Raw genomic sequence first — 20878 nt, forward strand, 5'->3', positions numbered from 1 at the left:
GACTTCAGTGACCATCGACCTCGCCGCACTCCCGCACGACTTCCTGTGGGGCACGGCCACATCGGCGTACCAGATCGAGGGAGCCGTGGCGGAGGGCGGCCGTTCCCCGTCGATCTGGGACACCTTCTCGCACACCCCCGGCAAGATCGCGGGCGACGACCACGGTGACGTCGCCTGCGACCACTACCACCGGTGGCGCGAGGACATCGAGCTGATGCGCCGACTGGGCACCAACGCCTACCGGTTGTCGATCGCGTGGCCACGAGTCGTCCCGGACGGAAACGGCCCCGCGAACCCCAAGGGCCTCGCCTTCTACGACGAGTTGGTGGACGGCCTGCTGGCGGCGGGCATCACCCCGTCCGTCACCCTCTACCACTGGGACCTGCCGCAGACACTCCAGGACCGGGGCGGCTGGCCCGAGCGGGCGACCGCCGAGCACTTCGCGGCGTACGCCTCGGTCGTCGCCGAACGCCTCGGCGACCGCGTCACGCACTGGGCGACCCTCAACGAACCCCTGTGCTCGGCGTGGATCGGCCACCTGGAAGGCACGATGGCCCCCGGCCTGACGGACCTCACGGCGGCGGTCCGGGCCTCCTACCACCTCCTTCTGGGCCACGGCCTCGCCGCCCGGGCGATCCGGGCGTCCGCCGCCGGCGCCGAGGTGGGCATCGTCACCAACCTCTCCACCGTCCACGCCGCGAGCGACCGCCCCGAGGACCTCGCCGCCGCCCGCCGCATGGACGGCCACACCAACCGCTGGTGGCTGGACCCGGTGCACGGCCGCGGATTCCCGGCGGACATGCGTGAGCTGTACGGCGTCGAACTCCCCGAGCAGCCGGGCGACCTGGAGACGATCGCCGCCCCCCTCGACTGGCTCGGCCTCAACTACTACTTCCCGGCGACCGTCACCGACGACCCCACGGGCCCCGCCCCATACGCCCGCGCGATCCGCCGCCCCGACGTCGCGCGCACCGGCATGGACTGGGAGATCGACGCGAGCGGCATCGAGACACTGCTGCTCCGCCTGACCGAGGAGTACGGCGCCCGCAAGCTGTACGTCACCGAGAACGGCTCCGCCTACGAGGACGTCGTACGCCCGGACGGCACGGTCGACGACCCCGAGCGGCAGGACTACCTGGTCCGGCACCTCGCGGCCTGCGCGTCCGCGGCCCGCAAGGGGGCACCGCTGGCCGGCTACTTCGCCTGGTCGCTGCTCGACAACTTCGAGTGGGCGTACGGCTACGACAAGCGGTTCGGGCTGGTGCATGTCGACTACGGCACGCAGGCGCGCACGATCAAGGGCAGCGGCCGACGGTACGCGCAGATCGTGCGCGCACACCGCAGCCGAGTCCGGGACGCGGCCTGACCCCGGGCGGGGACTCTTCGCGACGGATCGCACGTCAGCGCTCGGTCCGGCGGTCGAGGCCGGCTTCGGCGGTGTTGCGGATCCGCTTGGTGCGGCCGGCCTCGGCGAACGGGCGGCCGCTCACTGCCTGGGCCGTCGCCCGTACCCACGCTTCGTAGGCGGGGTCGGGGCACAGGCCGGCGGCTCGACGGTCCAGGTGCCGCAGCACCGCGGACTGGGCCATCGTCGGGTCCGGGTCGGTGAGGACGCGGCGGACGAGGTCGACCTCGTCGACATCGGCTACCCGCCGCAGCTCGTCGAGGTGGGCCGCGAAGCGAACGTGTTCGTCCGGGTCCGTCAGGGTGTCGTGCGGGTTCATGCGGCCTGCGTCCCGACTCTCGCGTCCCTCGTGTGACGAAGTCTCGCACGCCACAGCTCGTCGGCCCGGGTGTCTGCTCGACACGGCATGCGTCGAGCAGACCGTACGGCGTCGGGTCCGACCGCGGGCGGGTCAGCAGTCCCGGAACTCGGGCGACTGGTTCAGCACCTGCGAGCGCGGGGACGTGAAGCGGGCGTAGGTCTCGTCGTCGGCGGACTCCGGCCGGAACGCCGCCACCCGGTGGCAGTTCTGGAACGCGAGGGTCACGCCGAAGTGCCGCTCCAGGCTGCCTCGGATCGCGTCGCTGGCGAGGGCGCGCAGGAGCTGGCCGCGTTCCTTCTCGGACGGCGGAGGGGTCTGGTTGTCGGTGAACTCGGCCCTGCCGTCGCGGAGTTCGGCGGCGAGGGAGGCGATCAGGTCGTAGGCGTACGGCAGGGAGGTGCGGACGGTGTCCACGAAGTCCTCCTCGCGGATGTCACCGTGTTGGGCTTCGGCGAGGAGCTTCGGGGAGACGTCGAGAGACATGCGGGGGTTCCTGTCCAGGGATCGGGGGGTGCGGGGGAGCAGGGGGAGGTCAGGCCAGTGCCGCGGGGCCCGGCACGAACTCCGGGTCCACCTGTGCGGCCAGGTCGTGGCCCGACCTGTCGTCCGCCCACGCGCGCGCGTTGCGCAGGTGGAAGTCGACGGCGTGGCCGTGGGCCGTGGGCCAGTCCTTGGGGCAGGCGTCGACCGCCTCGCGCAGGACGTTCAGGGCGTGCACGTTGTGGGATTCCAACTCGCCCTGCTCGCGGCCCTGTTCGGCGGCGCGGACCCAGGAGGAGTGGACCAGGTGGGTGAGGAGGTCGTCGCCCACCTCCTCCTTGAGGAAGAGCAGGTCGTCCTCGCCCGTCACCTTGTTGCCGACGACGGCGATGCGGATGCCGAACTCCCGGGCGTGGTCGCGGTACTGGCGGTACACCGAAACGCCCTTGCGCGTGGGCTCCGCCACCAGGAACGTCATGTCGAAGCGGGTGAACAGGCCCGACGCGAAGGCGTCCGCGCCCGCCGTCATGTCGACCACCACGTATTCGCCGGGACCGTCGACCAGGTGGCCGAGGTAGAGCTCGACCCCGCCGAGCTTGGAGTGGTAGCAGGCCACCCCGAGGTCGCTCTCGTCGAACTCGCCCGTCACCATCAGCGGCACCTCGCCCACGCGCCGGACGTGCCGCGCGTGCAGCTCGTCGTCGCCGAGCAGGGTCACCAGACGTGAGCCCCTGCCGGGCGGGGTGGTCTTGATCATGGCGTCGGCGGAGGGGATGCGCGGGTTGGTGCCGCGCAGGAACTCCTTGATGTCCCGCAGATGGGCGCCGAGCGGCGGGGCGTCCAGGGCGTCGCCGCTGTGGCCCAGGGCCTCGGCGAGGTGCTGGTTGATGTCGCCGTCGATGGCCAGCACGGGCGCGCCGGAGTGTGCCAGGTGGCGGGAGAAGAGCGCCGACAGCGTCGTCTTGCCGCTGCCGCCCTTGCCGACGAATGCGATGCGCATCAGCAGCGGCCCGCCTTCGCGACCGGGGCGGCCTTCACGGTACCCTTGTTGAAAATGGATGTCATGTGGCTAGGGTGTCGGCGGCTCGCGATCACTGTCAAATCGCTTGAGCCGTAAGGGGGTTGGAGTGGCCGCGAGGGTCGTCGTGATCACCCCTGGCACTTAATGCATATGATGTGCAAGTGCGTGACTACAGCATCAGGGCGGCGAGCCCGGACGACCTCGACGGTGCGCGAGCCCTGATGCTCGACACCGTCTACCGCGACTTCGGTACCGGCTACGTGCCCCGCTGGCACGCGGACATCATCGACCCGGCCGCCGCCTATCTGGCCCCGCCCCGCCACACCCTCCTCGTCGCCCTCGACCCGCGCGACAACGGCGTCGTGGCCACCGCCGCCCTCGACTCCCGAGGCCCGGCCCACCCGCCGAACCCGCGCGACCTCGCCGAGCGCTACCCCTCCGGCGCGACCGCGCAGCTGCGCCGCGTCTACGTCCGCGCCGAGCACCGCAGGCGCGGTCTGGCCCGCCGCCTCGTCGGGGAACTGCTCGCCTTCGCGGCGGCGGACGGCGGCTACCGCGCCGTGTATCTGCACACCGACCCGAAGGTGCCCGGCGCCGAGGGCTTCTGGCGCTCGCTCGGCAAGGTCGTGCACGACGAACGCGAGGACCGCGACGGCGCGAACGGCGTCGTCCACTTCGAGATACCGATGGAGCGATAGACCGTGCGACAGAGCGTGCGACCGACCGTGCGACGCCGCCTCCGGCCGCTCATCGCCCTCGTCCTGGCCCCCGTCCTCGCCGGCTGCTTCGCCTCCGGCGGGGGCACCGACGCGGCGGGCGGCGCCCAGGACGGCTCCCGCCTCCGCGTCGCCCTCGCCTTCCCGCCCGCCGAGGGCCTCTCGCCGTACGGCGCCGACTCCACCATCCTCAGCCGCCTCGGCATCACCGAGGGCCTGACCGCGCTGGACGCCAACGGCGCCGCCGCCCCCGCCCTCGCCGCCTCCTGGCGCCAGGAGGACGACCGCACCTGGCTGTTCACCCTGCGCGAGGCCACCTTCCAGGACGGCTCGAAGGTCACCCCGGCCGCGGTCACCGCCGCCCTCACCCACGCCACACGGGCCAAGCCCGCCCCGGCCGCCCTGTCCGGAGTCACCCTCACCGCCAAGGCCGAGGGCGGCACCGGCGTACGGATCACCACCGGGGACCCGGACCCGATCCTGCCGCTGCGCCTGTCCAGCCCCTCCCTCGCCATCCTCGCCGGCAAGGCGTACGGCAAGGACGACGGAGTCGACCCGGTCGGCACCGCCACCGGCCCCTTCGAACTCACCAAGGTCATGGGCACCACCGCGGCCACCCTCGACCGCTACGACGACTACTGGGGCGGTCGCGCCCAGGCCACCGGCATCGACGTGAAGTTCGTCGCCGACGGCACCGCCCGCGCAAGCGCCCTGCGCACCGACCAGGTCGACCTCGCCGAGGCGATCCCCGTCGCCCAGGCCGCCACGCTCGACAAGGCGACCCGCGAGGCGACCGCCACCACCCGCACCACGAGCCTGCTCCTCAACACGCAGAAGGGCCCCTTCAAGGACGCCGCCCTGCGGGCCGCCGCCCGCCAGGCCGTCGACACCTCCGCGTTCGCCAAGGGCGTCTACGAGGGATACGCCGACGCGGGCGCCGGCATCTACGGGCCCGCCGTCACCTGGGCCGCCGGCAAGCGGACCGAGCCGATCGGGCGCGCGAAGGCGGGCGAGCCCGACGGGACACGGATCACGCTCGCCACGTACGACAACCGGCCCGAACTCCCGGAAGCCGCCCAGGTGCTGAAGCAGCAGCTGGAGAAGGCCGGGTTCGACGTCACGCTGGAGGTGCGCGAGTACTCGCGACTGGAGAGCGACGCGCTGGGCGGCAGGTTCGACGCCTTCGTCCTCGCCCGCAACACCCTCGTCGACACCGGCGACCCCGTCGCCGTCCTGGCCAGTGACTACACCTGCGACGGCGGCTACAACATCGCCCGGCTCTGCGACAAGGACGTCGACCGGGCCGTGGCCGAGGCGGAGGACGCCACCGACACCGCGAAGCGGCAGGACGCGGCGATGGCCGCCGAGGCACGGATCCTCGGCACCGACGCCGTCGTACCGCTGGTCCACCAGCGCATCATCACCGGCGTCGCGCCCTCCGTCACCGGCGCGCTCCTCGACCCGTACGAGCGCACCCTCGTCGGCACCGGCACCCGGCGCTGACCCATGCGGAGCCAGGCAGCCACGCTCCTGTGGCGTGCGGGGATCGCGGCCGCCCTGGTGTGTGCCATCGGCGTACTGCCCTGGCTCTCGCACACCGACCCGGCGCTCACCGTGCTCAAGGCCCGGTCGGCGGACCGCGACCCCACGCCCGAGGTGCTGGCGGACATCCGCGACCGACTCGGCCTGGACGCCGGCCCGTTCCACCTGCTCGGTGAGTGGCTCGGCGGGCTGTGGCGCGGGGACGCCGGACGGTCGTGGATCTCCGGCAGCGAGGTCACGCCCGCCGTGCTCCAGGCCCTCGGCGTCTCCCTGCTGCTGATGGCCGTGGCCCTCGCGGTCGCCGCCGGCACCGCCGCGCTGATCTGCGCCCGCACCCTGTGGCTCGGCGCACGGCGGCGGCTCGACGGGCGGCGCGCGGGAGGCAGCGGTTCGGCGGTCCTCGCCGCGCTGCCCGAGTTCCTCACCGCGTCCGTCCTCGCCACGGTCGTCGGCGTACAGCTCGGCTGGCTGCCCGCCCTCGGCTGGTACGGGCCCCAGTGGACGATCCTGCCCGCCCTCGCCCTCGGCCTCCCCGCCGGCGCCGTGCTCGGCCGGCTCCTCGACGACCTTCTCCCCGGCGCCTTCGCCGAGCCCTGGGCGCTGGCCGCCACCGCACGCGGACTGCCCGGCCGCACGGTCGCCCGCCAGGCCCTGCGCCGCTGCCTGCCCGGACTGCTGCCCAACACCGGCCTGTTCGTCGTCGGCATCACCGGCGGAGCGGTGACCGTCGAGCAGATCTTCGACATCCCCGGCCTCGGCCGCACCACCCTGCAGGCGGCCCTCGCCCAGGACCTGCCCGTCCTCCAGGCCGGCACGCTCGCCCTCGTCCTGCTCGCCGCGGCCGCCGCCGCACTCGCCCACCTCCTCACCCGCCTGCTGATCGGCCCCGCCCTGCGCGACGGCGCACTGCCGTCCCTGCACCGGCCGGCACCGCCCGGCCGCCGGTTCCTGCCCTTCGCATACGGCGGCCTGCTCGTCGGCGTCATCGCCCTCGGCCTGCCCCGCGACCCGCTGGCCCTGGACACCACCGAGCGACTCACTGCCCCGTCCCGGTCACACCCCTTCGGCACCGACGCCCTCGGCAGGGACGTCCTCGCCCGCGTCGGCCACGGCGCCCTCGACACCCTGCTGCTCGCCCTGGCGATCACCGCGGCCACCCTGCTCACCGGAGTGGCGCTCGGCCTGCTGCCCCGGCTCTCCGGCCCGCTCGTCGACACCGTCACCGCGCTGCCGCCGGTCCTGGTCGCCCTGCTCGTCACCGCGGTCGTCGGCAGCGGAACCGCCACGCCCGCGCTCGCCGTGGCCACCGTCGCCTGGGCACCGCTCGCCGCCCACACCTCCGCCCTGCTCCGGCAGGAACGCGCCGCCCTCCACCTCGCCGCGACCCGAGCCCTGGGCGCCGGCCCCTGGTACCTGCTGCGCCACGAACTCCTCCCCGCGGTGCTGCCGCCCGTCACCCGACACGCCCTGCTCCGCCTGCCCGGCATCGCCCTCGCCCTCGCCTCGCTCGCCTTCCTCGGCCTGGGCGCCCAGCCGCCCACCCCCGAATGGGGCCTGCTCCTCGCCGAGAACCAGCCCTACGCCGAACGTGCCCCCTGGGCGGTCCTCGCCCCCGCCGCCGTACTGGCCCTGCTGGGGGCGCTGGCGGTGACGTCGGCCGGAGCCGCACAGCGCGCGCCGCGTCGCGGTGGTCGGGCCGAGACCACCCTGCCCGTCCCCGAACAGCGCCCAGAGACACGGGAGTTGGTGACCACCCGATGACGCCGACGGTACTCGGCTTCCGCAAGGCGGCCCCCGACCGCCCCCGCCTCTCCCCACTCCTCCGCCTGCTCATCCTCACCCAACTCGCCTTCAACATCGGCTTCTTCGCCGTCCTGCCCTTCCTCGCCGAGCACCTCGGACAGGCCGTCGGCATGGCGGGCTGGCTGGTCGGGTTCGTGCTGGGGCTACGGACCTTCAGCCAGCAAGGCCTGTTCGTGGTGGGCGGGGCGCTGGCCGACCGCTACGGGATCCGCCCGGTCGTGCTCGCGGGGTGCGTGCTGCGGATCGCCGGGTTCGCCTGGCTCGGCTACGCGCAGGAGACGTGGGCGGTCATCGGCGCGGTGCTGCTCATCGGATTCGCCGCCGCGCTGTTCTCGCCCGCCGTGGAATCAGAGGTGGCCCGGCAGGCCGTCGTCTGGGAGGAGTCGGGCGGCGGCTCGCGCACCCGCGTCCTCGCACTGCTGACCGTGGCGGGACAGGCGGGCGCGTTCGTCGGACCGCTGCTGGGCGCGCTGCTGCTGTCGGTGGACTTCCGTACGGTGTGCCTCGCCGGCGCCGGAATCTTCGTGCTCGTCCTGGCCGGGCACGCCTGGCTGCTGCCGCAGCACATACCCGGGCGCGGGGGAGTCCGGCTCCGCGGCGGCATCGGCAAGCTGCTGCGCAACCGCCGCTTCCTCGCGCTGTGCTGCGCGTACGGCGCCTACCTGCTCGCCTACAACCAGCTTTACCTGGCCCTCCCCGACGAGGTGGAGCGTGCCACGGGCTCCCAGACGGCGCTGGCCTGGCTGTTCGCCCTGTCCTCGCTGCTGGTGGTGGTCGCCCAGCTGCCGGTCACCCGCTGGGTGGGGGACCGGCTCACGCTGCGCCGGTCCATGGTGGCCGGACTCCTGCTGATCGCGGCGGGCTTCGCGGTCGTGGCCGCGGCGCGGCCCGCCGACTGGACGGGCACGGCGGGTCTGTTGCCCGCGGCCGGCTTCGTCGTCCTGCTCACCTTCGGCCAGATGCTGGTCGCCCCGGTGGCGCGGGCCTGGGTGCCCGATCTCGCCGAGGAGGGCCGACTGGGCCTCTACACCGGCGCGTTGTCCTCGGTCTCCGGCCTGATCGTCCTGCTCGGCAGCTCGGTGACGGGAACCCTCCTGGACACCGGCCTGCCCGCCGCCGTGCCGTGGCTGGCGCTGGCGGCCGTACCGCTGGCGGCGATCGGCCTGCTGCCGCGCAGATAAAGACGCTCAGGCGGGGCGCCGCGCCTGAGGCCCCATTGTTCTCGCCCCCGCCGCCCCTACCCGTCCCGTCCCTGGGGGCTGCCGCCCCCAGACCCCCGCTTCGGCCCCGAATGGGCCTCGTCCTCAAACGCCGGACGGGCTGAAATGCCGGGACCGGCGTCCAGAGGTGACGGCCCACCGGGGAGGGGCGTACCCCCACGCACCCGGCGGTCGCGTACGGCGGGAAGGGGACGTGCCGGGGGGTGTCCGCCCGCAGTGGCCGGCGTCAACACGCGGCACCTCTTGGCCTAAGTCCAGCCGCCGGTCCGAGGACGGACACCCCCCGGCACGGCCCCGACCCACAACCCACCCGCAGGCGCTACGCGCACCCCCACCCCACCCGCACAGGCCGCCGCAGGCATCCCACCGCAACCACCGTCTGCCGCACGCCCACCAGCCAACCGCTCAGGACGCCACCAGCTCCCGCACCTCCGCCACGGAGACCCGCTCCGTCCTCGACGTCCGGTACAGCCACAGGATGTCCCGGCCGAACGACCAGACCAGCGCCGCCAGAGCCAGCGCGGCGACCGCGAACGTCCCCGCGTACGGGAGGTACCCGGACGCGGCCAGCAGCAGGAACACGCCCTGCATCGCGGCGACCGTCTTGCGGGCCGTGCTCGGCGGCAGCGGGGCGTTCAGCCAGGGCCAGACGCGGGCGGCGGCGACGAAGCCGTAGCGCATGGTGCCGATGAGGAGGACCCAGGGGCCCAGCGACATCGAGACGTACACGCTCAGGACGAGGATGAGGAACGCGTCGACCTCCATGTCGAAGCGCGCGCCCAGAGGCGTGGACGTGCCGGTGCGGCGGGCCACCTTGCCGTCCACGCCGTCGAGGATCAGGGCGACCGCGGTCAGACCCACGAAGAGCGTGACGGGCAGTGAGCTCTGGAAGAAGGAGTCCGCCACCAGCGCCGTGACACCGCCCACCAGCGTCGCGCGGCCCAGGGTGACCCGGTTGGCCGGGCCGAAGGAGCGGAGCCTGGACCGGTGCAGGGCCAGCGAGAGCAGCGCCCAGGTGGCGATGGCGAAGACGAGGCCGGTCAGCCAGCCCGCCGGCCCCATGCCGATCGCCGATCCGAGCAGGGCCAGCAACAGGATCTGCACGCCCGCTCCCACAGCGGTCTCCTGCTGGACCAGCCTCGCGTCGTAAGTGTTGTTCAGGGCCACCGCACATTCCTCCGGCCAGGTGACAGAGTCGATCAAGGCCGCGTACTGTGCGCGACCTGTGCACTCCTCGGTACGTGCACAGCTTCACGATCGTTCAGGAGGAATCCGATGAACCGCACCGCACGTGCGTTCTGGGTCAGCTCTCCGGGTGAAGGAGAACTCCGGGAGGTCGCCCTTCCGGAGCCCGGCGAGAACGACGTGCTGGTGCGGTCGCTGTACTCGGGAGTCAGCCGGGGCACGGAGACACTCGTGTTCCGCGGCGGCGTCCCGGAGAGTCAGCACGCGGCCATGCGGGCGCCGTTCCAGGAGGGCGAGTTCCCCGCACCGGTGAAGTACGGCTATCTCAGCGTCGGGGTGGTGGAGGAGGGCCCCGAGACCCTCGTCGGCCGTACGGTCTTCTGCCTGCATCCGCATCAGACGCGGTACGTCGTCCCCGCGAGCGCCGTGACCGTCGTACCGGACACCGTGCCCGCCGCACGAGCCGTCCTCGCCGGCACCGTCGAGACCGCCGTCAACGCGCTCTGGGACGCGGCTCCCCTGGTCGGCGACCGGATCGCCGTGGTCGGCGGCGGCATGGTCGGCTGCTCGGTCGCCGCCCTGCTCGCCCGCTTCCCGGGCGTACGCCTGCAGTTGGTCGACGCCGACCCGCGCCGGGCCGAGGTCGCCGAGGCCCTCGGCATCGGATTCGCCTCGCCCGAGCAGGCGCTGGGCGACTGCGACCTGGTCGTCCACGCCAGCGCCACCGAGCAGGGCCTCACCCGCTCCCTGGAACTGCTCACCGCCGAGGGCACGGTCCTCGAACTGAGCTGGTACGGCGACCGGCAGATCGCCCTGCCGCTCGGCGAGGCCTTCCACTCCCGACGGCTCGTCATCCGCAGCAGCCAGGTCGGCACCGTCTCCCCGGCCCGTCGCGCCAGCCGTACCTACGCCGACCGGCTCGCGCTGGCCCTCGAACTGCTCGCCGACCCGGCCCTCGACGCGCTCATCACGGGGGAGAGCGCTTTCGCGGAGCTGCCCGAGCTGATGCCGAAGCTCACCTCCGGGGAGATCCCGGCCCTCTGTCACCGCGTCAGGTACGCGGACACGCCCTGACGGACTCGTTCATTCCCGGACGACAAGAGCGCCTGACCTGAGAAAAGAGTGAGAGGCGGCTGAACACGGGGAAGCGAAGAGCCGTACTACACGACATCCCCGGCACGGATCAGCGGGGATGAGGAGCGCACCGCACCTGGAGGGTCGTCCGTTGTTCAGCATCACCGTCCGCGATCACATCATGATCGCCCACAGCTTCCGCGGCGAGGTCTTCGGACCCGCGCAGCGCCTGCATGGAGCGACGTTCCTGGTGGACGCCACGTTCCGGCGTGAGCAGCTGGACGATGACAACATCGTCGTCGACATCGGGCTGGCCACCCGGGAACTGGGTGCCGTCGTCGGGGAGCTGAACTACAGAAACCTCGACAACGAACCCGACTTCGCGGGGATCAACACCTCCACCGAGTTCCTGGCCAAGGTCATCGCCGACCGGCTGGCCGAGCGGATCGAGAAGGGCGCGCTGGGCGAGGGCGCCAAGGGTCTCGCGGGGCTCACCGTCACGCTGCACGAGTCGCATGTCGCGTGGGCGAGTTACGAGCGTGCGCTGTGACCGACACCGTCATGGAAAAGCCCGAAATGATGGGGAAGCCGGAGAAGACGGAGCAGGCCACGCTCGGCTATATGCCCGTGCAGCACTCCGTCCTGAAGAACGCCGAGATCATCCCCATGTCCCTGCGCTCCGTGCACTTCGTCATGCCGGGCGGCGTCGACGACTCGACCGCGCCGAGCGGCGGCAACGCCTATGACCGGCGGGTGAGTCTGGATCTGCCCGGCTTCGGCTGGCAGGTGCACAAGCACGCGGTCGACGGCAGCTGGCCCCGGCCCGGGGCGGCGGCCCGCGCGGAACTCGCCCGCACGCTGGCGGAGTTCCCGGACGGGACCGTCGTCCTGCTGGACGGGCTGGTCGCCTGCGGTGTGCCCGAGATCATCGTCCCGGAGGCGGAGCGGCTGCGCCTCGCCGTCCTCGTCCACCTCCCGCTCGGCGACGAGACGGGGCTGGAGCCCGCCGTCGCCGCGGAGCTGGACGCCCGCGAACGCACGGTGCTGCGCGCCGTGCCCGCGGTCATCGCCACCAGCGACTGGGCGGTCCGCCGCCTCGTCTCCCACCACGGCCTCGCCCCCGACCGGGTCCACGCCGCAGCCCCCGGCGCCGACATCGCGCCCCTCGCGTCCGGCACGGACGGAGTGTCGCGGCTGCTGTGCGTGGCAGCGGTGACGCCGCGCAAGGGCCAGCACCGGCTGGTGGAGGCACTGGCGGCGGTGACCGACCTGCCGTGGAGCTGTGTGTGCGTGGGCGGGCTGAACCAGGATCCCGAGTACGTGGCCGAGCTGCGGTCCCTGATAGCGCGGCACGGCCTCGAGGACCGGCTGATCCTGGCGGGCCCGCAGGCCGGCGCCGCACTCGACGCCAGCTACAACGCCGCCGACCTCATGGTGCTCACCTCCTACGCGGAGACGTACGGCATGGCGGTGACGGAAGCCCTCGCGCGCGGTATCCCCGTGCTGGCGACGGACGTCGGCGGCCTCCCGGAGGCGGTCGGCGTGGCCCCCGACGGAGGCGTCCCCGGCATTCTCGTCCCGCCGGAGAACCCCGCCGCGATCGCCGCCGAACTGCGCGGCTGGTTCGGCGAGGCGGACGTACGACGCCGACTGAAGGCGGCGGCCCGGGGACGCCGGGCCGCCCTGAACGGCTGGGCCGGCACGGCCCGCAGCCTGGCCGCGGTACTGGGCCGACTGCCGAACGAACCCCGGAGGGCGGCATGAGGAAGACAGCGACGACACAGAGCGGGGGGACGATCCCGGCCCAGCCGGGACCGAGGGACGCCGGGGACGCGGCGGCGGTTGCCGCCCCGGAGCCCGCGCCGCAGAGCGGGATCGTTTCAGCAGGGGGCGACATGAGTGGTGTGTCCGTACCGGCGGAGTCCGACGCCGACGCAGTGATCCTCGGTGCCGGTCCCGGCTTCCGGCCCGGTGAGCGGGCCACCCTGCGGCTGCGGGAGGCCGGGCCGGACGACCCGCCCCGCTACGCCCCCGAGTGGCTGGAGCTGCGGGAGGGCGCCGACGCCGCCGCGCGGGCGCACGAGTTGCTCGACCCGCTGCGGATCCGGCTCGCCAACCTGCCGGGGCGGTCCGGAGTGGTCATCCACGACCTGGGCTGCGGCACCGGCTCCATGGGCCGCTGGCTCGCACCCCACCTGGACGGCGCCCAGCACTGGGTCCTGCACGACCGCGACCCGTACCTCCTGCACTTCGCCGCGGTGGCCTCCCCGCGCTCCGGCGCCGACGGCAGCCGGGTCACCGTCGAGACGCGCCGCGGCGACGTCGGCCGCCTCACCCCGGACGCCCTCGCCGGCGCCTCGCTGGTGACCGCCTCCGCACTGCTCGACGTCCTCACCCGCGAGGAGATCGACACGCTCGCCGCCGCCTGCGCCGGCGCGGGCTGCCCGGCGCTGCTGACCCTCTCCGTCGCCGGCCGCGTCGAACTCACCCCGTCCGACCCGCTGGACACGGAGATCGCCGAGGCGTTCAACGCCCACCAGCGGCGCTCGGGGCTGCTCGGCCCGGACGCGATCACCGCGGCGGCCGAGGCCTTCTCCGAGCACGGCGCGACCGTCCAGGTGCACCCGAGCCCCTGGCGGCTCGGCCCCGGCGAGTCGGCGCTCACGGCCCAGTGGCTGCGCGGCTGGGTCGCCGCGGCGGTCGAGCAGCGCCCCGAACTCCGCGAGCGCGCCGACCGCTACCTGAGGGAACGCCTCGCCGCCTGCCAGGCCGGCGAACTGCGCGTCGTGGTCCACCACAGCGACCTGCTGGCGCTGGTCCGGCCGACGGGCGGAGTGTCATGAGCGTGGAGACGGTGGCAAGGACGCGCCGCGAGCGGGCGGCCACCAAGCCGCGCGCCCGGCGAGCGGACCGGAAGAGGACCGAGACCGTCGCGGTACGTCCGGACGGCGACGTCTTCGCGACGGTCCCGGCGCTCCGCGAAACCGCGGCCGCCGCCCCGGCCCTGACGGTACGTACCGATGCTCCCGCCGCCACCGCCGTCGCGCCCGCCCGCATCGGCGTCACCGTCACCGAGCCCCGCCCGGAGACGACCGCCCCCAAGTCCCCCCGCGGCCGCCTGCGCACCGCCCTGTCCCGCCTCAACACCCCCGCCGCCCGCACCCACGTGGGCACGGTCGTCGGCATCGCCATCCTCGTCGTGCTGTTCTGGCGGCTCGGCACCGGTGTGTTCCTGGACGGGCTGCGGCGGATCGACGGGGCGGCGCTGGTCGCGGCGCTCGGGATCGGGCTCGTGACCACCGTGTTCAGCGCGTGGCGCTGGCAGTTGGTGGCGCGGGGGCTGCGGATCAGGCTGCCGCTCGGGCCGGCCGTCGCCGACTACTACCGCGCCCTGTTCCTCAACGCGGCCCTCCCCGGCGGCGTCCTCGGCGATGTGCACCGGGCGGTGCGGCACGGACAGAGCACGGGTGATCTGGGCCGCGGTGTCCGCGCGGTCGTGCTGGAGCGGACGGCCGGGCAGGTCGTCCTCGCGCTCGTCGGCGCCGTCGTCCTGCTGACCATGCCGTCACCAGTGCTGAACGAGGCCCGCGACCTCACGCCCGTCCTGCTGTTCGCCGCGGTCGGGGCGCTCGCCGTCGTGGCCGCCGTGCGCATGAACCGTGCGCCCTCCCGCCGTGACCGGTCGAACCCGACGGCACTGCGCAGCACGCTCGGCGAGGCGCGGGAAGCCCTGCTGTCCCGTCGCAACGGACCCGGTGTCGCCCTCTCCTCGGTCGTCGTCCTCGCCGGCCACATCGCGACGTTCGTGCTCGCCGCCCGGGTCGCCGGCACCACCGCCTCCGTGGCCGTCCTGCTGCCGCTCGCCGTGCTCGCCCTGCTTGCGATGGGCCTGCCCCTGAACGTCGGCGGCTTCGGCCCCCGCGAGGGCGTCGCCGCCTGGGCGTTCGGCGCGGCAGGGCTGGGCGCGGGCAGCGGACTGGCCGTCGCCGTCGTGTACGGCGTGCTCAGCTTCGTGGCTGCCCTGCCCGGCGTCCTCGTCCTCGTCGCCCGCTGGTACACCGGCCTGCGCGCCGGCTCCGGGACCGCCGTCACCGAGACGGCCCCGGAACCCGGACGCTACGCCCTTGCGTCTCCTGGGTCCCGTACGGAATCGTCCGCGGAGGTCAGCAGTGACACATACGCGCCGAAGGAATCCGCGAGGCTCGCCAGCAGGCGCTTCCCCTTTTCCACGGAACCCAGCGAAGGGCGGCCTATGACCCCCGAATCGGTATAGCCGGACATACCGAGGGTGAGGAGATGACGGCGGTCGTCCGCCACGAAATCGGAAGTCTCATATCCGGGTCGGATCAATTCGGGATGAGTGTGCAGAAGGATGGAGGTCTCAATTTCCCCCGCGTGCATGTCGGTGAGCAGCGAGGTCTCCACCCCCGCCCGCTCCCGCGCCGTCTCCCAGTCCTCCGGGGCCGGGAACAACGCCATTCGCTCGCCCCGCGCGGAGGACTCCTGAACGACATTGCCCAGTACGTAGTTTCCGCCGTGCCCGTTGACCAGCACCAGGGCGTCGACGCCCGACCGGCGGAGCGAAGCCGCTATGTCCCGTATCACCGCATGAAGGGTCACGGAGGAGATGCTGACGGTCCCCGGCCAGGCCGCGTGCTCGTGCGAGCAGGCGATCGTCACCGGCGGAAGGAGGTGCACCGGGTGCACGGCGGCTATCTCGCGTGCGATCGCGCAGGCCACGAGCGTGTCCGTCGCAAGGGGCAGGTACGGGCCGTGCTGCTCGAAGCTCCCGACGGGCAGGACCGCGACCTGTCGTGAGACGCCCGCTCCCCGCTCCCGAACGTCCTCGGTGGTGTCCGCCGGCACCAGCGAGTGTGCCGCCGGTCGCGTCTGCGAATCACTCATCTTTTCCCGGCCTTTCGTCTCTGCTTAGGAACTGAAGAATCATGACAGAAAAAATTGGTGTCCTCGGCAAGAAGTCCGCACCGCGTACGCAGCGTTCCGGCGTGGAACGCGTGGTGAATGCCCCCTTGCCCACCGTGTACGGGGAATTCCGCGCGATCGGATACCTCGACCACGACCGCGGTGACGAGCAAGTGGCCCTGGTCTACGGCGAGATCGGCACGGAAGACGTGCTCACCCGGCTGCACTCCGAGTGCCTGACCGGCGACGCCTTCGGCTCCCAGCACTGCGAGTGCGGCGACCAGCTCGCCTCGGCGCTGCGCGCGGTCGTCGCCGAGGGCCGCGGCATAGTCGTCTACCTGCGGGGGCACGAGGGCCGCGGCATCGGCCTGCTCGCCAAGCTGCGTGCGATGGCCCTGCAGGCGGAGGGCCTGGACACCGTCGAGGCCAATCTCGCGCTCGGTCTGCCGGTGGACGCCCGGGACTACGGCGTCGCCGCCGAGATCCTGCACGACCTGGGCGTCAACTCGGTCCGGCTGATGTCCAACAACCCGCGCAAGCGCGAGGCATTGCTGCGGCACGGCATCCAGGTGGCCGAGCAGGTTCCGCTGTTGATCCCGCCGTGCGAGAACAACATCACCTATCTGCGCACCAAGCGGGAGCGCCTGGACCACCACCTGCCCCATCTGGACGCGGTCGCGCACCTGTCCTGATTGGCGCGAGGCTCGTCCGGACAGGAAGAGGGAATGACCGACGACGTCCTCTTCCTCTCCGGAGACCAGGTGACGGGCCTGCTCGGCCTCGACGCGGCGATCGCCTCGCAGCGGGCTGCCTTCGCGGCGCTCGGCGCCGACGCGGCCGACCTGCCCGGGAAGATCATGCACCCGAGCCGCTTCGACGACAGCGTCGTCTTCGCGTACGTCTCCCGGCTGTCGGCGGACACCGGCGCCGTCGCGAAGATCGGGAGCGTCAACCCGGGCAACGCGGCGTCCGGCCTGCCCACCGTGCACGCCGTCATCACCGCGCTCGACCCGGTGACGGGCCGCCTGGTCGCCGTCATGGACGGCACGCCGGTCACGACCCTGCGCACCGCCGCCGCGAGCGCCGTCGCGATCGACGCCCTGTCCACCCCCGACAGCGCCGACCTCGCCCTCCTCGGCTCCGGCACGCAGGCTCTCGCCCATGCCCGGGCCGTCGCCCGGGTGCGGGAGGTGAAGTCCGTACGGGTGTGGAGTCCGACCCCGCGCAACCGTGCCCGCGCCGCCGAACGGCTCGCGGCCGACCTGGGGATCGCCGTCCGGGCGGTCGGCACCGCGGAGGAGGCCGTGACGGGGGCGTCGCTGGTAGCGGCCTGCACCCTGAGCGCGACGCCCGTCGTGCGGGGGGAGTGGCTGGCGCCCGGGTGCACGGTGGTCAGCGTGGGCTCGTTCGAGCCCGGGCGCCACGAGGTGGACGCGGAGGTGCTGCGGCGCGCGGCGCGGTCCGGAGCCGTCGTCGTCGACGACCCGGCGACCGCGGCCGCGCATGCCGGGCCCGTGGTGGAGGCCCTGCGCGAAGGGCGGCTGGCGTACGAGGACCTGGTCGGACTCGGCGCCGTCCTCACGGGGCGGAGCCTCCCGAGATCCGGACCCGGCGACATCGTCTACTACAACAGCGTCGGCCTCGGCATCCAGGACGCGGCCGCCGCCTGGGCCGTGGTCGAGGCGGCGAGGAAGGCGGGCCTGTGACAACACGCGCGAGCGACATCGGAGCCGTCGCCGAGACCGGAGCCGTCGTCGAGACGGACGAGGGGGTGCGGCCGTGAACACGCACGCGAGCGTCGTCGTCATCGGAGGCGGCGTGATGGGCACGAGCATCGCCTACCACCTCGCCCGCGAGGGCGTACGGGACGTCGTCCTCGTCGAGCGGGACGAACTGGGCTCCGGCTCCACCTCGAAGGCGGCCGGCGGGGTGCGCGCGCAGTTCTCCGACGAGCTCAACATCCAGCTCGGGGCGCGCAGCCTGGAGGCGTTCGGGCGGTTCGAGGAGGACACCGGGTACGACATCGGGCTGCACCGCGTCGGGTATCTGTTCCTGCTCTCGACGCCGGAGGAGGTCGCCGGATTCGAGGCGAGCGTCCGGCTGCAGAACTCCCTCGGTGTGCCGAGCCGGATGATCGACCCCGCCGAGGCACGCAGGCTCTCCCCGCTGATCACCACCGACGGCCTGCTCGCGGCCGCGTTCTCACCGGACGACGGCCACTGCACCCCCGAGTCCGTGGTCCACGGCTACGCGTCCGCCGCCCGCCAGTACGGGGCGCGGATCTTACGCCACACCGACGTCACCGGCATCGAACGGCACGGCGACCGGATCACCGCCGTGACGACGACCATCGGCCGCATCGCCACCGACACGGTGATCTGCGCGGCGGGCGCCTGGTCGCGGGCCGTCGGCGCGATGGTGGGCGTGGACCTGCCGGTGGTGCCGCTGCGCCGCCAGGTCGCGGTCACCGAACCCGTCGAAGGCCTGCCGCCGGACCTGCCCATGACCATCGACTTCACCACCAGCCTCTACTTCCACGGCGAGGGCCCCGGCCTGCTCCTCGGCATGTCCGACCCCGACGAGCGGCCCGGCTTCGCCACCGACACCCACGACCGCTGGATCCCCCGCCTGGCCGCGGCCATGGAGCGCCGCGCCCCCGCCCTGCTCGACCTGCGCCGCACGGGAGGATGGGCGGGCCTGTACGAACTCACCCCGGACCACAACGCGCTGATCGGCGAGGCGACTTCCGTATCCCGTTTTCTGTATGCGACGGGCTTCTCCGGCCACGGCTTTCTCCAGGGACCGGCCGTCGGCGAGGTCGTCCGCGACCTGTACCTCGGCCGCGTACCCTTCGTGGACGTCAGCCCCTTGAGCGCCGGCCGGTTCGCGGCCGACGCACCGCGCCCGGAGGCCAACCGCGTATGACCGTTCTCCATCTGTGGCTGCGCCACGAGGTCCGTTCCACCGAGCGACGCACCCCGATCGTGCCCTCCGACGCACGGCGGCTGGTGGAGAGCGGGGTGACGCTGACCGTCGAGGAGTCACCGCAACGGATCTTCCCCGTCGAGGAGTACGAGGCGGCCGGCTGCCGGATCGCGCCCGCCGGCTCGTGGGTGTCGGCCCCGGTGGACGCCGTGATCCTCGGACTGAAGGAACTCCCGGACGAACCCGCCGAGCTGACGCACCGGCACATCTACTTCGGACACGCCTACAAACAGCAGCCCGGCGCCGGCGACCTGCTCTGGCGGTTCGCGGCCGGGCGAGGCAGGCTGCTCGACCTGGAGTACCTGGTCGACGACAACGGCCGCCGCCTCGCCGCCTTCGGCTTCTGGGCCGGCTACCTGGGTGCCGCCCTGGCCGTCCTCCAGCACCGGGGCAAGCTCGTCGCACCGCTCACCCCCACGTCCAAGGAGGAGCTGGACGCACTCCTCCAACCGGCCGCAGGGGAGGCGGAGTTCACCGCCTTGGTGACAGGAGCTCTGGGCCGCAGCGGCCGGGGTGCGCGCCTGGCGTTGCTGACCGCCGGCGTCGAGGCGACGCCCTGGGACCTCGCCGAGACCCGTGACCTGGACCGCGAGGCCCTGCTGGCGCACGACGTGATGGTGAACGCCGTCCTCGCCACCACCCCCGTCCCGCCCTTCCTGCGCGAGCAGGACCTCGATGACCCGGCCCGCCGACTGCGCACCCTCTGCGACGTCACCGTCGACGTCGGTTCCCCGCTGAACGTCCTGCCGATCTACGACCGCACGACCGAGTGGACCGATCCGGTACGCCGCCTGCGCAAGGAACCGCCCCTCGACCTGATCGCCATCGACAACCTCCCCTCCCTGCTGCCCCGCGAGTCCAGCACCGACTTCTCGTCGGCGCTGCTGCCCCAGCTGATGGAGTTCGAGACCGGCGGGCCATGGGGCCGCTGCGTCGACCGGTTCCGCCAGGCCTGCCGTGAACTCGGCATCGCAGAAGGGAAGCTCCGCAATGTCTGACCGCGCTGCCAGGGTTCCCGCGAGCGGCACCGTCCACTGGGTGGGCGCCGGACTGTCCACGGGCACCGGTCTGGCGCGGGTGTGCGACACGGCCGACCGCGTACGGCTGTGGCACCGCACCGAGGACCGCGCCGCCGACGCCCTGGCCCGGCTGGGCCTCACCGGACGGGCCGAGCCCCGCGCGTTCACGCTTCCCGCGCTCACGGCCGAACTGGCGCCCGGCGACATCGTCGTGTCCATGCTGCCCGCGCCGGAGCACGCCGGGATCCTGGCGGCCTGCATCCGGGAGCAGGCCCACTTCGGCTGCTCCAGCTATGTGTCGGACGCGGTCCTCGAACAGGTGCCTGCCGCCACCGCGGCCGGGCTGGTCGTCCTCACCGAGGCCGGCCTCGACCCCGGCATCGACCACCTCTTCGCCCACTGCCTCGTCGGCCGCGCCCGGGAGGCCATCGGCGACGACACGGCGGCCTCGTACAGCCTCACCTCGTACTGCGGCGGTGTCCCCGCGATCCCGAACTCCTTCCGGTACCGCTTCAGCTGGGCGCCCGCGGGGGTCCTCAACGCCCTGCGCGCACCGGCGCGTTATCTGAAGGACGGTGCCGAGACCGTCGCCGAGCGGCCGTGGGAGGTGACACAGCGGCATGTCGTCGACGGGGAGACGTTCGAGGTCTACCCCAACCGGGACAGTGTGCCGTTCGTCGAGCAGTACGGGCTGCCGGCCGCCTGGAAGCCGCAGACCTTCGTGCGCGGCACGCTGCGCCTGGAGGGCTGGCTGCGTGCCTGGGACGCCGTCTTCGAGGAGCTGAAGGCGGGTGACGACGCCCGGATCGCCGCTCTGGCGGGGGAGTTGGCGGCCGCCTACCCCACCACAGACACCGACCGCGACCGCGTCGTCCTCGCCGTGTCGCTGGACGTGCGCGGCGGGGAGGGGCGGTCGTGGTCCGGCAGCTACCTCCTCGACCTGGTGGGGGACAAGGAGGAGAGCGCGATGGCCCGGTGCGTGTCCCGCCCGCTCGCCCTCGGTGTCCGCCACATCCTGGACGGCTCCCTGTCCGCGGGCCTGAACCGGGCCGCCGAGACGGCGGCCCGCTCGGAGGAGTGGCTGCGTGAACTCGCGCTGGAGGGGCTGGAGTTCACCCTGCGCGTGGACCAGTAGGGCCGGGCC

Annotated in this window: 19 protein-coding genes and 1 pseudogene; 15 read left to right on the plus strand and 5 right to left on the minus strand. The window is 73.2% G+C overall.

The annotated features are described in order from the left end of the window. Positions 1-7 precede the first annotated feature (7 nt). A complete protein-coding gene (locus tag EJ357_RS39575; RefSeq protein ID WP_126396458.1) occupies positions 8-1366 on the plus strand; it encodes a GH1 family beta-glucosidase in 1359 nt (452 codons plus the stop codon). A 34-nt stretch (positions 1367-1400) separates the two neighbouring features. Here the strand turns inward: EJ357_RS39575 and EJ357_RS39580 are convergent, their stop codons facing one another. The 3 genes from EJ357_RS39580 to EJ357_RS39590 form a co-directional block, all read right to left on the minus strand. Further along, complete coding sequence (locus EJ357_RS39580) at positions 1401-1724, minus strand: hypothetical protein (RefSeq protein ID WP_126396460.1); 324 nt, start codon at positions 1722-1724, stop codon at positions 1401-1403. A gap of 132 nt (positions 1725-1856) precedes the next feature. After that, positions 1857-2249 carry an SCO5389 family protein gene (locus EJ357_RS39585; protein WP_126396462.1) on the minus strand — a complete coding sequence of 131 codons (393 nt, stop codon included), beginning with the start codon at positions 2247-2249 and terminating at the stop codon, positions 1857-1859. 49 nt (positions 2250-2298) lie between these two features. Further along, on the minus strand, positions 2299-3246 hold the full coding sequence (locus EJ357_RS39590) for an ATP-binding protein (protein WP_126396464.1): 948 nt from the start codon (positions 3244-3246) through the stop codon (positions 2299-2301). 182 nt (positions 3247-3428) lie between these two features. Here EJ357_RS39590 and EJ357_RS39595 point away from each other — a divergent pair, with 182 nt between their 5' ends. Genes EJ357_RS39595 through EJ357_RS39610 form a run of 4 tightly spaced genes read left to right on the plus strand, consistent with a single transcriptional unit; the run spans position 3429 to position 8509 of the window. After that, complete coding sequence (locus tag EJ357_RS39595; RefSeq protein ID WP_126396466.1) at positions 3429-3965, plus strand: GNAT family N-acetyltransferase; 537 nt, start codon at positions 3429-3431, stop codon at positions 3963-3965. Positions 3966-3968: 3 nt separating this feature from the next. Continuing rightward, positions 3969-5486: an ABC transporter substrate-binding protein gene (locus EJ357_RS39600; protein ID WP_228472751.1), complete on the plus strand. Its 1518-nt coding sequence runs from the start codon at positions 3969-3971 to the stop codon at positions 5484-5486. 3 nt (positions 5487-5489) lie between these two features. Further along, positions 5490-7286, plus strand: a complete 1797-nt coding sequence (locus tag EJ357_RS39605) for an ABC transporter permease subunit (protein WP_126396468.1) — start codon at positions 5490-5492, stop codon at positions 7284-7286. Continuing rightward, positions 7283-8509 (plus strand): MDR family MFS transporter, encoded by a 1227-nt coding sequence (locus tag EJ357_RS39610; RefSeq protein ID WP_126396470.1) that lies wholly within the window; start codon positions 7283-7285, stop codon positions 8507-8509. Before EJ357_RS39605 ends, EJ357_RS39610 begins: the two co-directional genes overlap by 4 nt. A gap of 444 nt (positions 8510-8953) precedes the next feature. On the opposite strand, the gene EJ357_RS39620 is transcribed toward EJ357_RS39610, so the two are convergent. Beyond that, positions 8954-9715 (minus strand): CDP-alcohol phosphatidyltransferase family protein, encoded by a 762-nt coding sequence (locus EJ357_RS39620; RefSeq protein ID WP_126400635.1) that lies wholly within the window; start codon positions 9713-9715, stop codon positions 8954-8956. Between the two features lie 108 nt (positions 9716-9823). On the opposite strand from EJ357_RS39620, the gene EJ357_RS39625 reads away from it, so the two are divergent. From EJ357_RS39625 to EJ357_RS49770, 5 genes and pseudogenes are all read left to right on the plus strand, one after another. Further along, positions 9824-10807 carry a zinc-dependent alcohol dehydrogenase gene (locus EJ357_RS39625; RefSeq protein ID WP_126396474.1) on the plus strand — a complete coding sequence of 328 codons (984 nt, stop codon included), beginning with the start codon at positions 9824-9826 and terminating at the stop codon, positions 10805-10807. 151 nt (positions 10808-10958) lie between these two features. Then, on the plus strand, positions 10959-11357 hold the full coding sequence (locus EJ357_RS39630; RefSeq protein ID WP_031475993.1) for a 6-pyruvoyl trahydropterin synthase family protein: 399 nt from the start codon (positions 10959-10961) through the stop codon (positions 11355-11357). A gap of 11 nt (positions 11358-11368) precedes the next feature. Continuing rightward, on the plus strand, positions 11369-12571 hold the full coding sequence (locus tag EJ357_RS39635; protein WP_228472752.1) for a glycosyltransferase family 4 protein: 1203 nt from the start codon (positions 11369-11371) through the stop codon (positions 12569-12571). Continuing rightward, on the plus strand, positions 12568-13650 hold the full coding sequence (locus EJ357_RS39640) for a class I SAM-dependent methyltransferase (RefSeq protein WP_126396475.1): 1083 nt from the start codon (positions 12568-12570) through the stop codon (positions 13648-13650). The genes EJ357_RS39635 and EJ357_RS39640 overlap by 4 nt, the downstream gene beginning before the upstream one ends. Further along, positions 13647-14777, plus strand: a pseudogene (locus tag EJ357_RS49770) (lysylphosphatidylglycerol synthase transmembrane domain-containing protein); the annotation flags it as partial. The gene EJ357_RS39640 and the pseudogene EJ357_RS49770, both read left to right, overlap by 4 nt. A gap of 146 nt (positions 14778-14923) precedes the next feature. Here the strand turns inward: EJ357_RS49770 and EJ357_RS39650 are convergent. After that, the gene (locus EJ357_RS39650) at positions 14924-15712 is read right to left on the minus strand and encodes a creatininase family protein (protein WP_126396479.1); all 789 of its coding nucleotides are present in this window, start codon (positions 15710-15712) and stop codon (positions 14924-14926) included. Positions 15713-15753: 41 nt separating this feature from the next. Here EJ357_RS39650 and ribA point away from each other — a divergent pair, with 41 nt between their 5' ends. The 5 genes from ribA (at position 15754) to EJ357_RS39675 (ending at position 20869) form a co-directional block, all read left to right on the plus strand. Beyond that, a complete protein-coding gene (gene ribA / locus EJ357_RS39655) occupies positions 15754-16422 on the plus strand; it encodes a GTP cyclohydrolase II (protein ID WP_126396481.1) in 669 nt (222 codons plus the stop codon). A gap of 33 nt (positions 16423-16455) precedes the next feature. Beyond that, positions 16456-17436 carry an ornithine cyclodeaminase family protein gene (locus EJ357_RS39660; protein WP_126396483.1) on the plus strand — a complete coding sequence of 327 codons (981 nt, stop codon included), beginning with the start codon at positions 16456-16458 and terminating at the stop codon, positions 17434-17436. A 73-nt stretch (positions 17437-17509) separates the two neighbouring features. After that, positions 17510-18655, plus strand: a complete 1146-nt coding sequence (locus EJ357_RS39665; protein WP_126396485.1) for an NAD(P)/FAD-dependent oxidoreductase — start codon at positions 17510-17512, stop codon at positions 18653-18655. Beyond that, complete coding sequence (locus EJ357_RS39670) at positions 18652-19713, plus strand: saccharopine dehydrogenase (RefSeq protein ID WP_126396487.1); 1062 nt, start codon at positions 18652-18654, stop codon at positions 19711-19713. The genes EJ357_RS39665 and EJ357_RS39670 overlap by 4 nt, the downstream gene beginning before the upstream one ends. Further along, positions 19706-20869: a saccharopine dehydrogenase family protein gene (locus EJ357_RS39675; RefSeq protein ID WP_126396488.1), complete on the plus strand. Its 1164-nt coding sequence runs from the start codon at positions 19706-19708 to the stop codon at positions 20867-20869. Before EJ357_RS39670 ends, EJ357_RS39675 begins: the two co-directional genes overlap by 8 nt. The last annotated feature ends 9 nt before the right edge of the window (positions 20870-20878 follow it).

Source organism: Streptomyces cyaneochromogenes, from assembly GCF_003963535.1.
Classification (GTDB): domain Bacteria; phylum Actinomycetota; class Actinomycetes; order Streptomycetales; family Streptomycetaceae; genus Streptomyces; species Streptomyces shaanxiensis.

Bases quoted from the DNA above. Each gene is read 5' to 3' on its own strand.
- EJ357_RS39590 (WP_126396464.1), bottom strand. From the start codon at position 3,246: ATGCGCATCGCATTCGTCGGCAAGGGCGGCAGCGGCAAGACGACGCTG.
- EJ357_RS39625 (WP_126396474.1), top strand. From the start codon at position 9,824: ATGAACCGCACCGCACGTGCGTTCTGGGTCAGCTCTCCGGGTGAAGGA.
- EJ357_RS39585 (WP_126396462.1), bottom strand. From the start codon at position 2,249: ATGTCTCTCGACGTCTCCCCGAAGCTCCTCGCCGAAGCCCAACACGGT.
- EJ357_RS39605 (WP_126396468.1), top strand. From the start codon at position 5,490: ATGCGGAGCCAGGCAGCCACGCTCCTGTGGCGTGCGGGGATCGCGGCC.
- EJ357_RS39610 (WP_126396470.1), top strand. From the start codon at position 7,283: ATGACGCCGACGGTACTCGGCTTCCGCAAGGCGGCCCCCGACCGCCCC.
- EJ357_RS39670 (WP_126396487.1), top strand. From the start codon at position 18,652: ATGACCGTTCTCCATCTGTGGCTGCGCCACGAGGTCCGTTCCACCGAG.
- EJ357_RS39635 (WP_228472752.1), top strand. From the start codon at position 11,369: ATGGAAAAGCCCGAAATGATGGGGAAGCCGGAGAAGACGGAGCAGGCC.
- EJ357_RS39675 (WP_126396488.1), top strand. From the start codon at position 19,706: ATGTCTGACCGCGCTGCCAGGGTTCCCGCGAGCGGCACCGTCCACTGG.
- EJ357_RS39640 (WP_126396475.1), top strand. From the start codon at position 12,568: ATGAGGAAGACAGCGACGACACAGAGCGGGGGGACGATCCCGGCCCAG.
- EJ357_RS39660 (WP_126396483.1), top strand. From the start codon at position 16,456: ATGACCGACGACGTCCTCTTCCTCTCCGGAGACCAGGTGACGGGCCTG.
- EJ357_RS39580 (WP_126396460.1), bottom strand. From the start codon at position 1,724: ATGAACCCGCACGACACCCTGACGGACCCGGACGAACACGTTCGCTTC.
- ribA (WP_126396481.1), top strand. From the start codon at position 15,754: ATGACAGAAAAAATTGGTGTCCTCGGCAAGAAGTCCGCACCGCGTACG.
- EJ357_RS39650 (WP_126396479.1), bottom strand. From the start codon at position 15,712: ATGAGTGATTCGCAGACGCGACCGGCGGCACACTCGCTGGTGCCGGCG.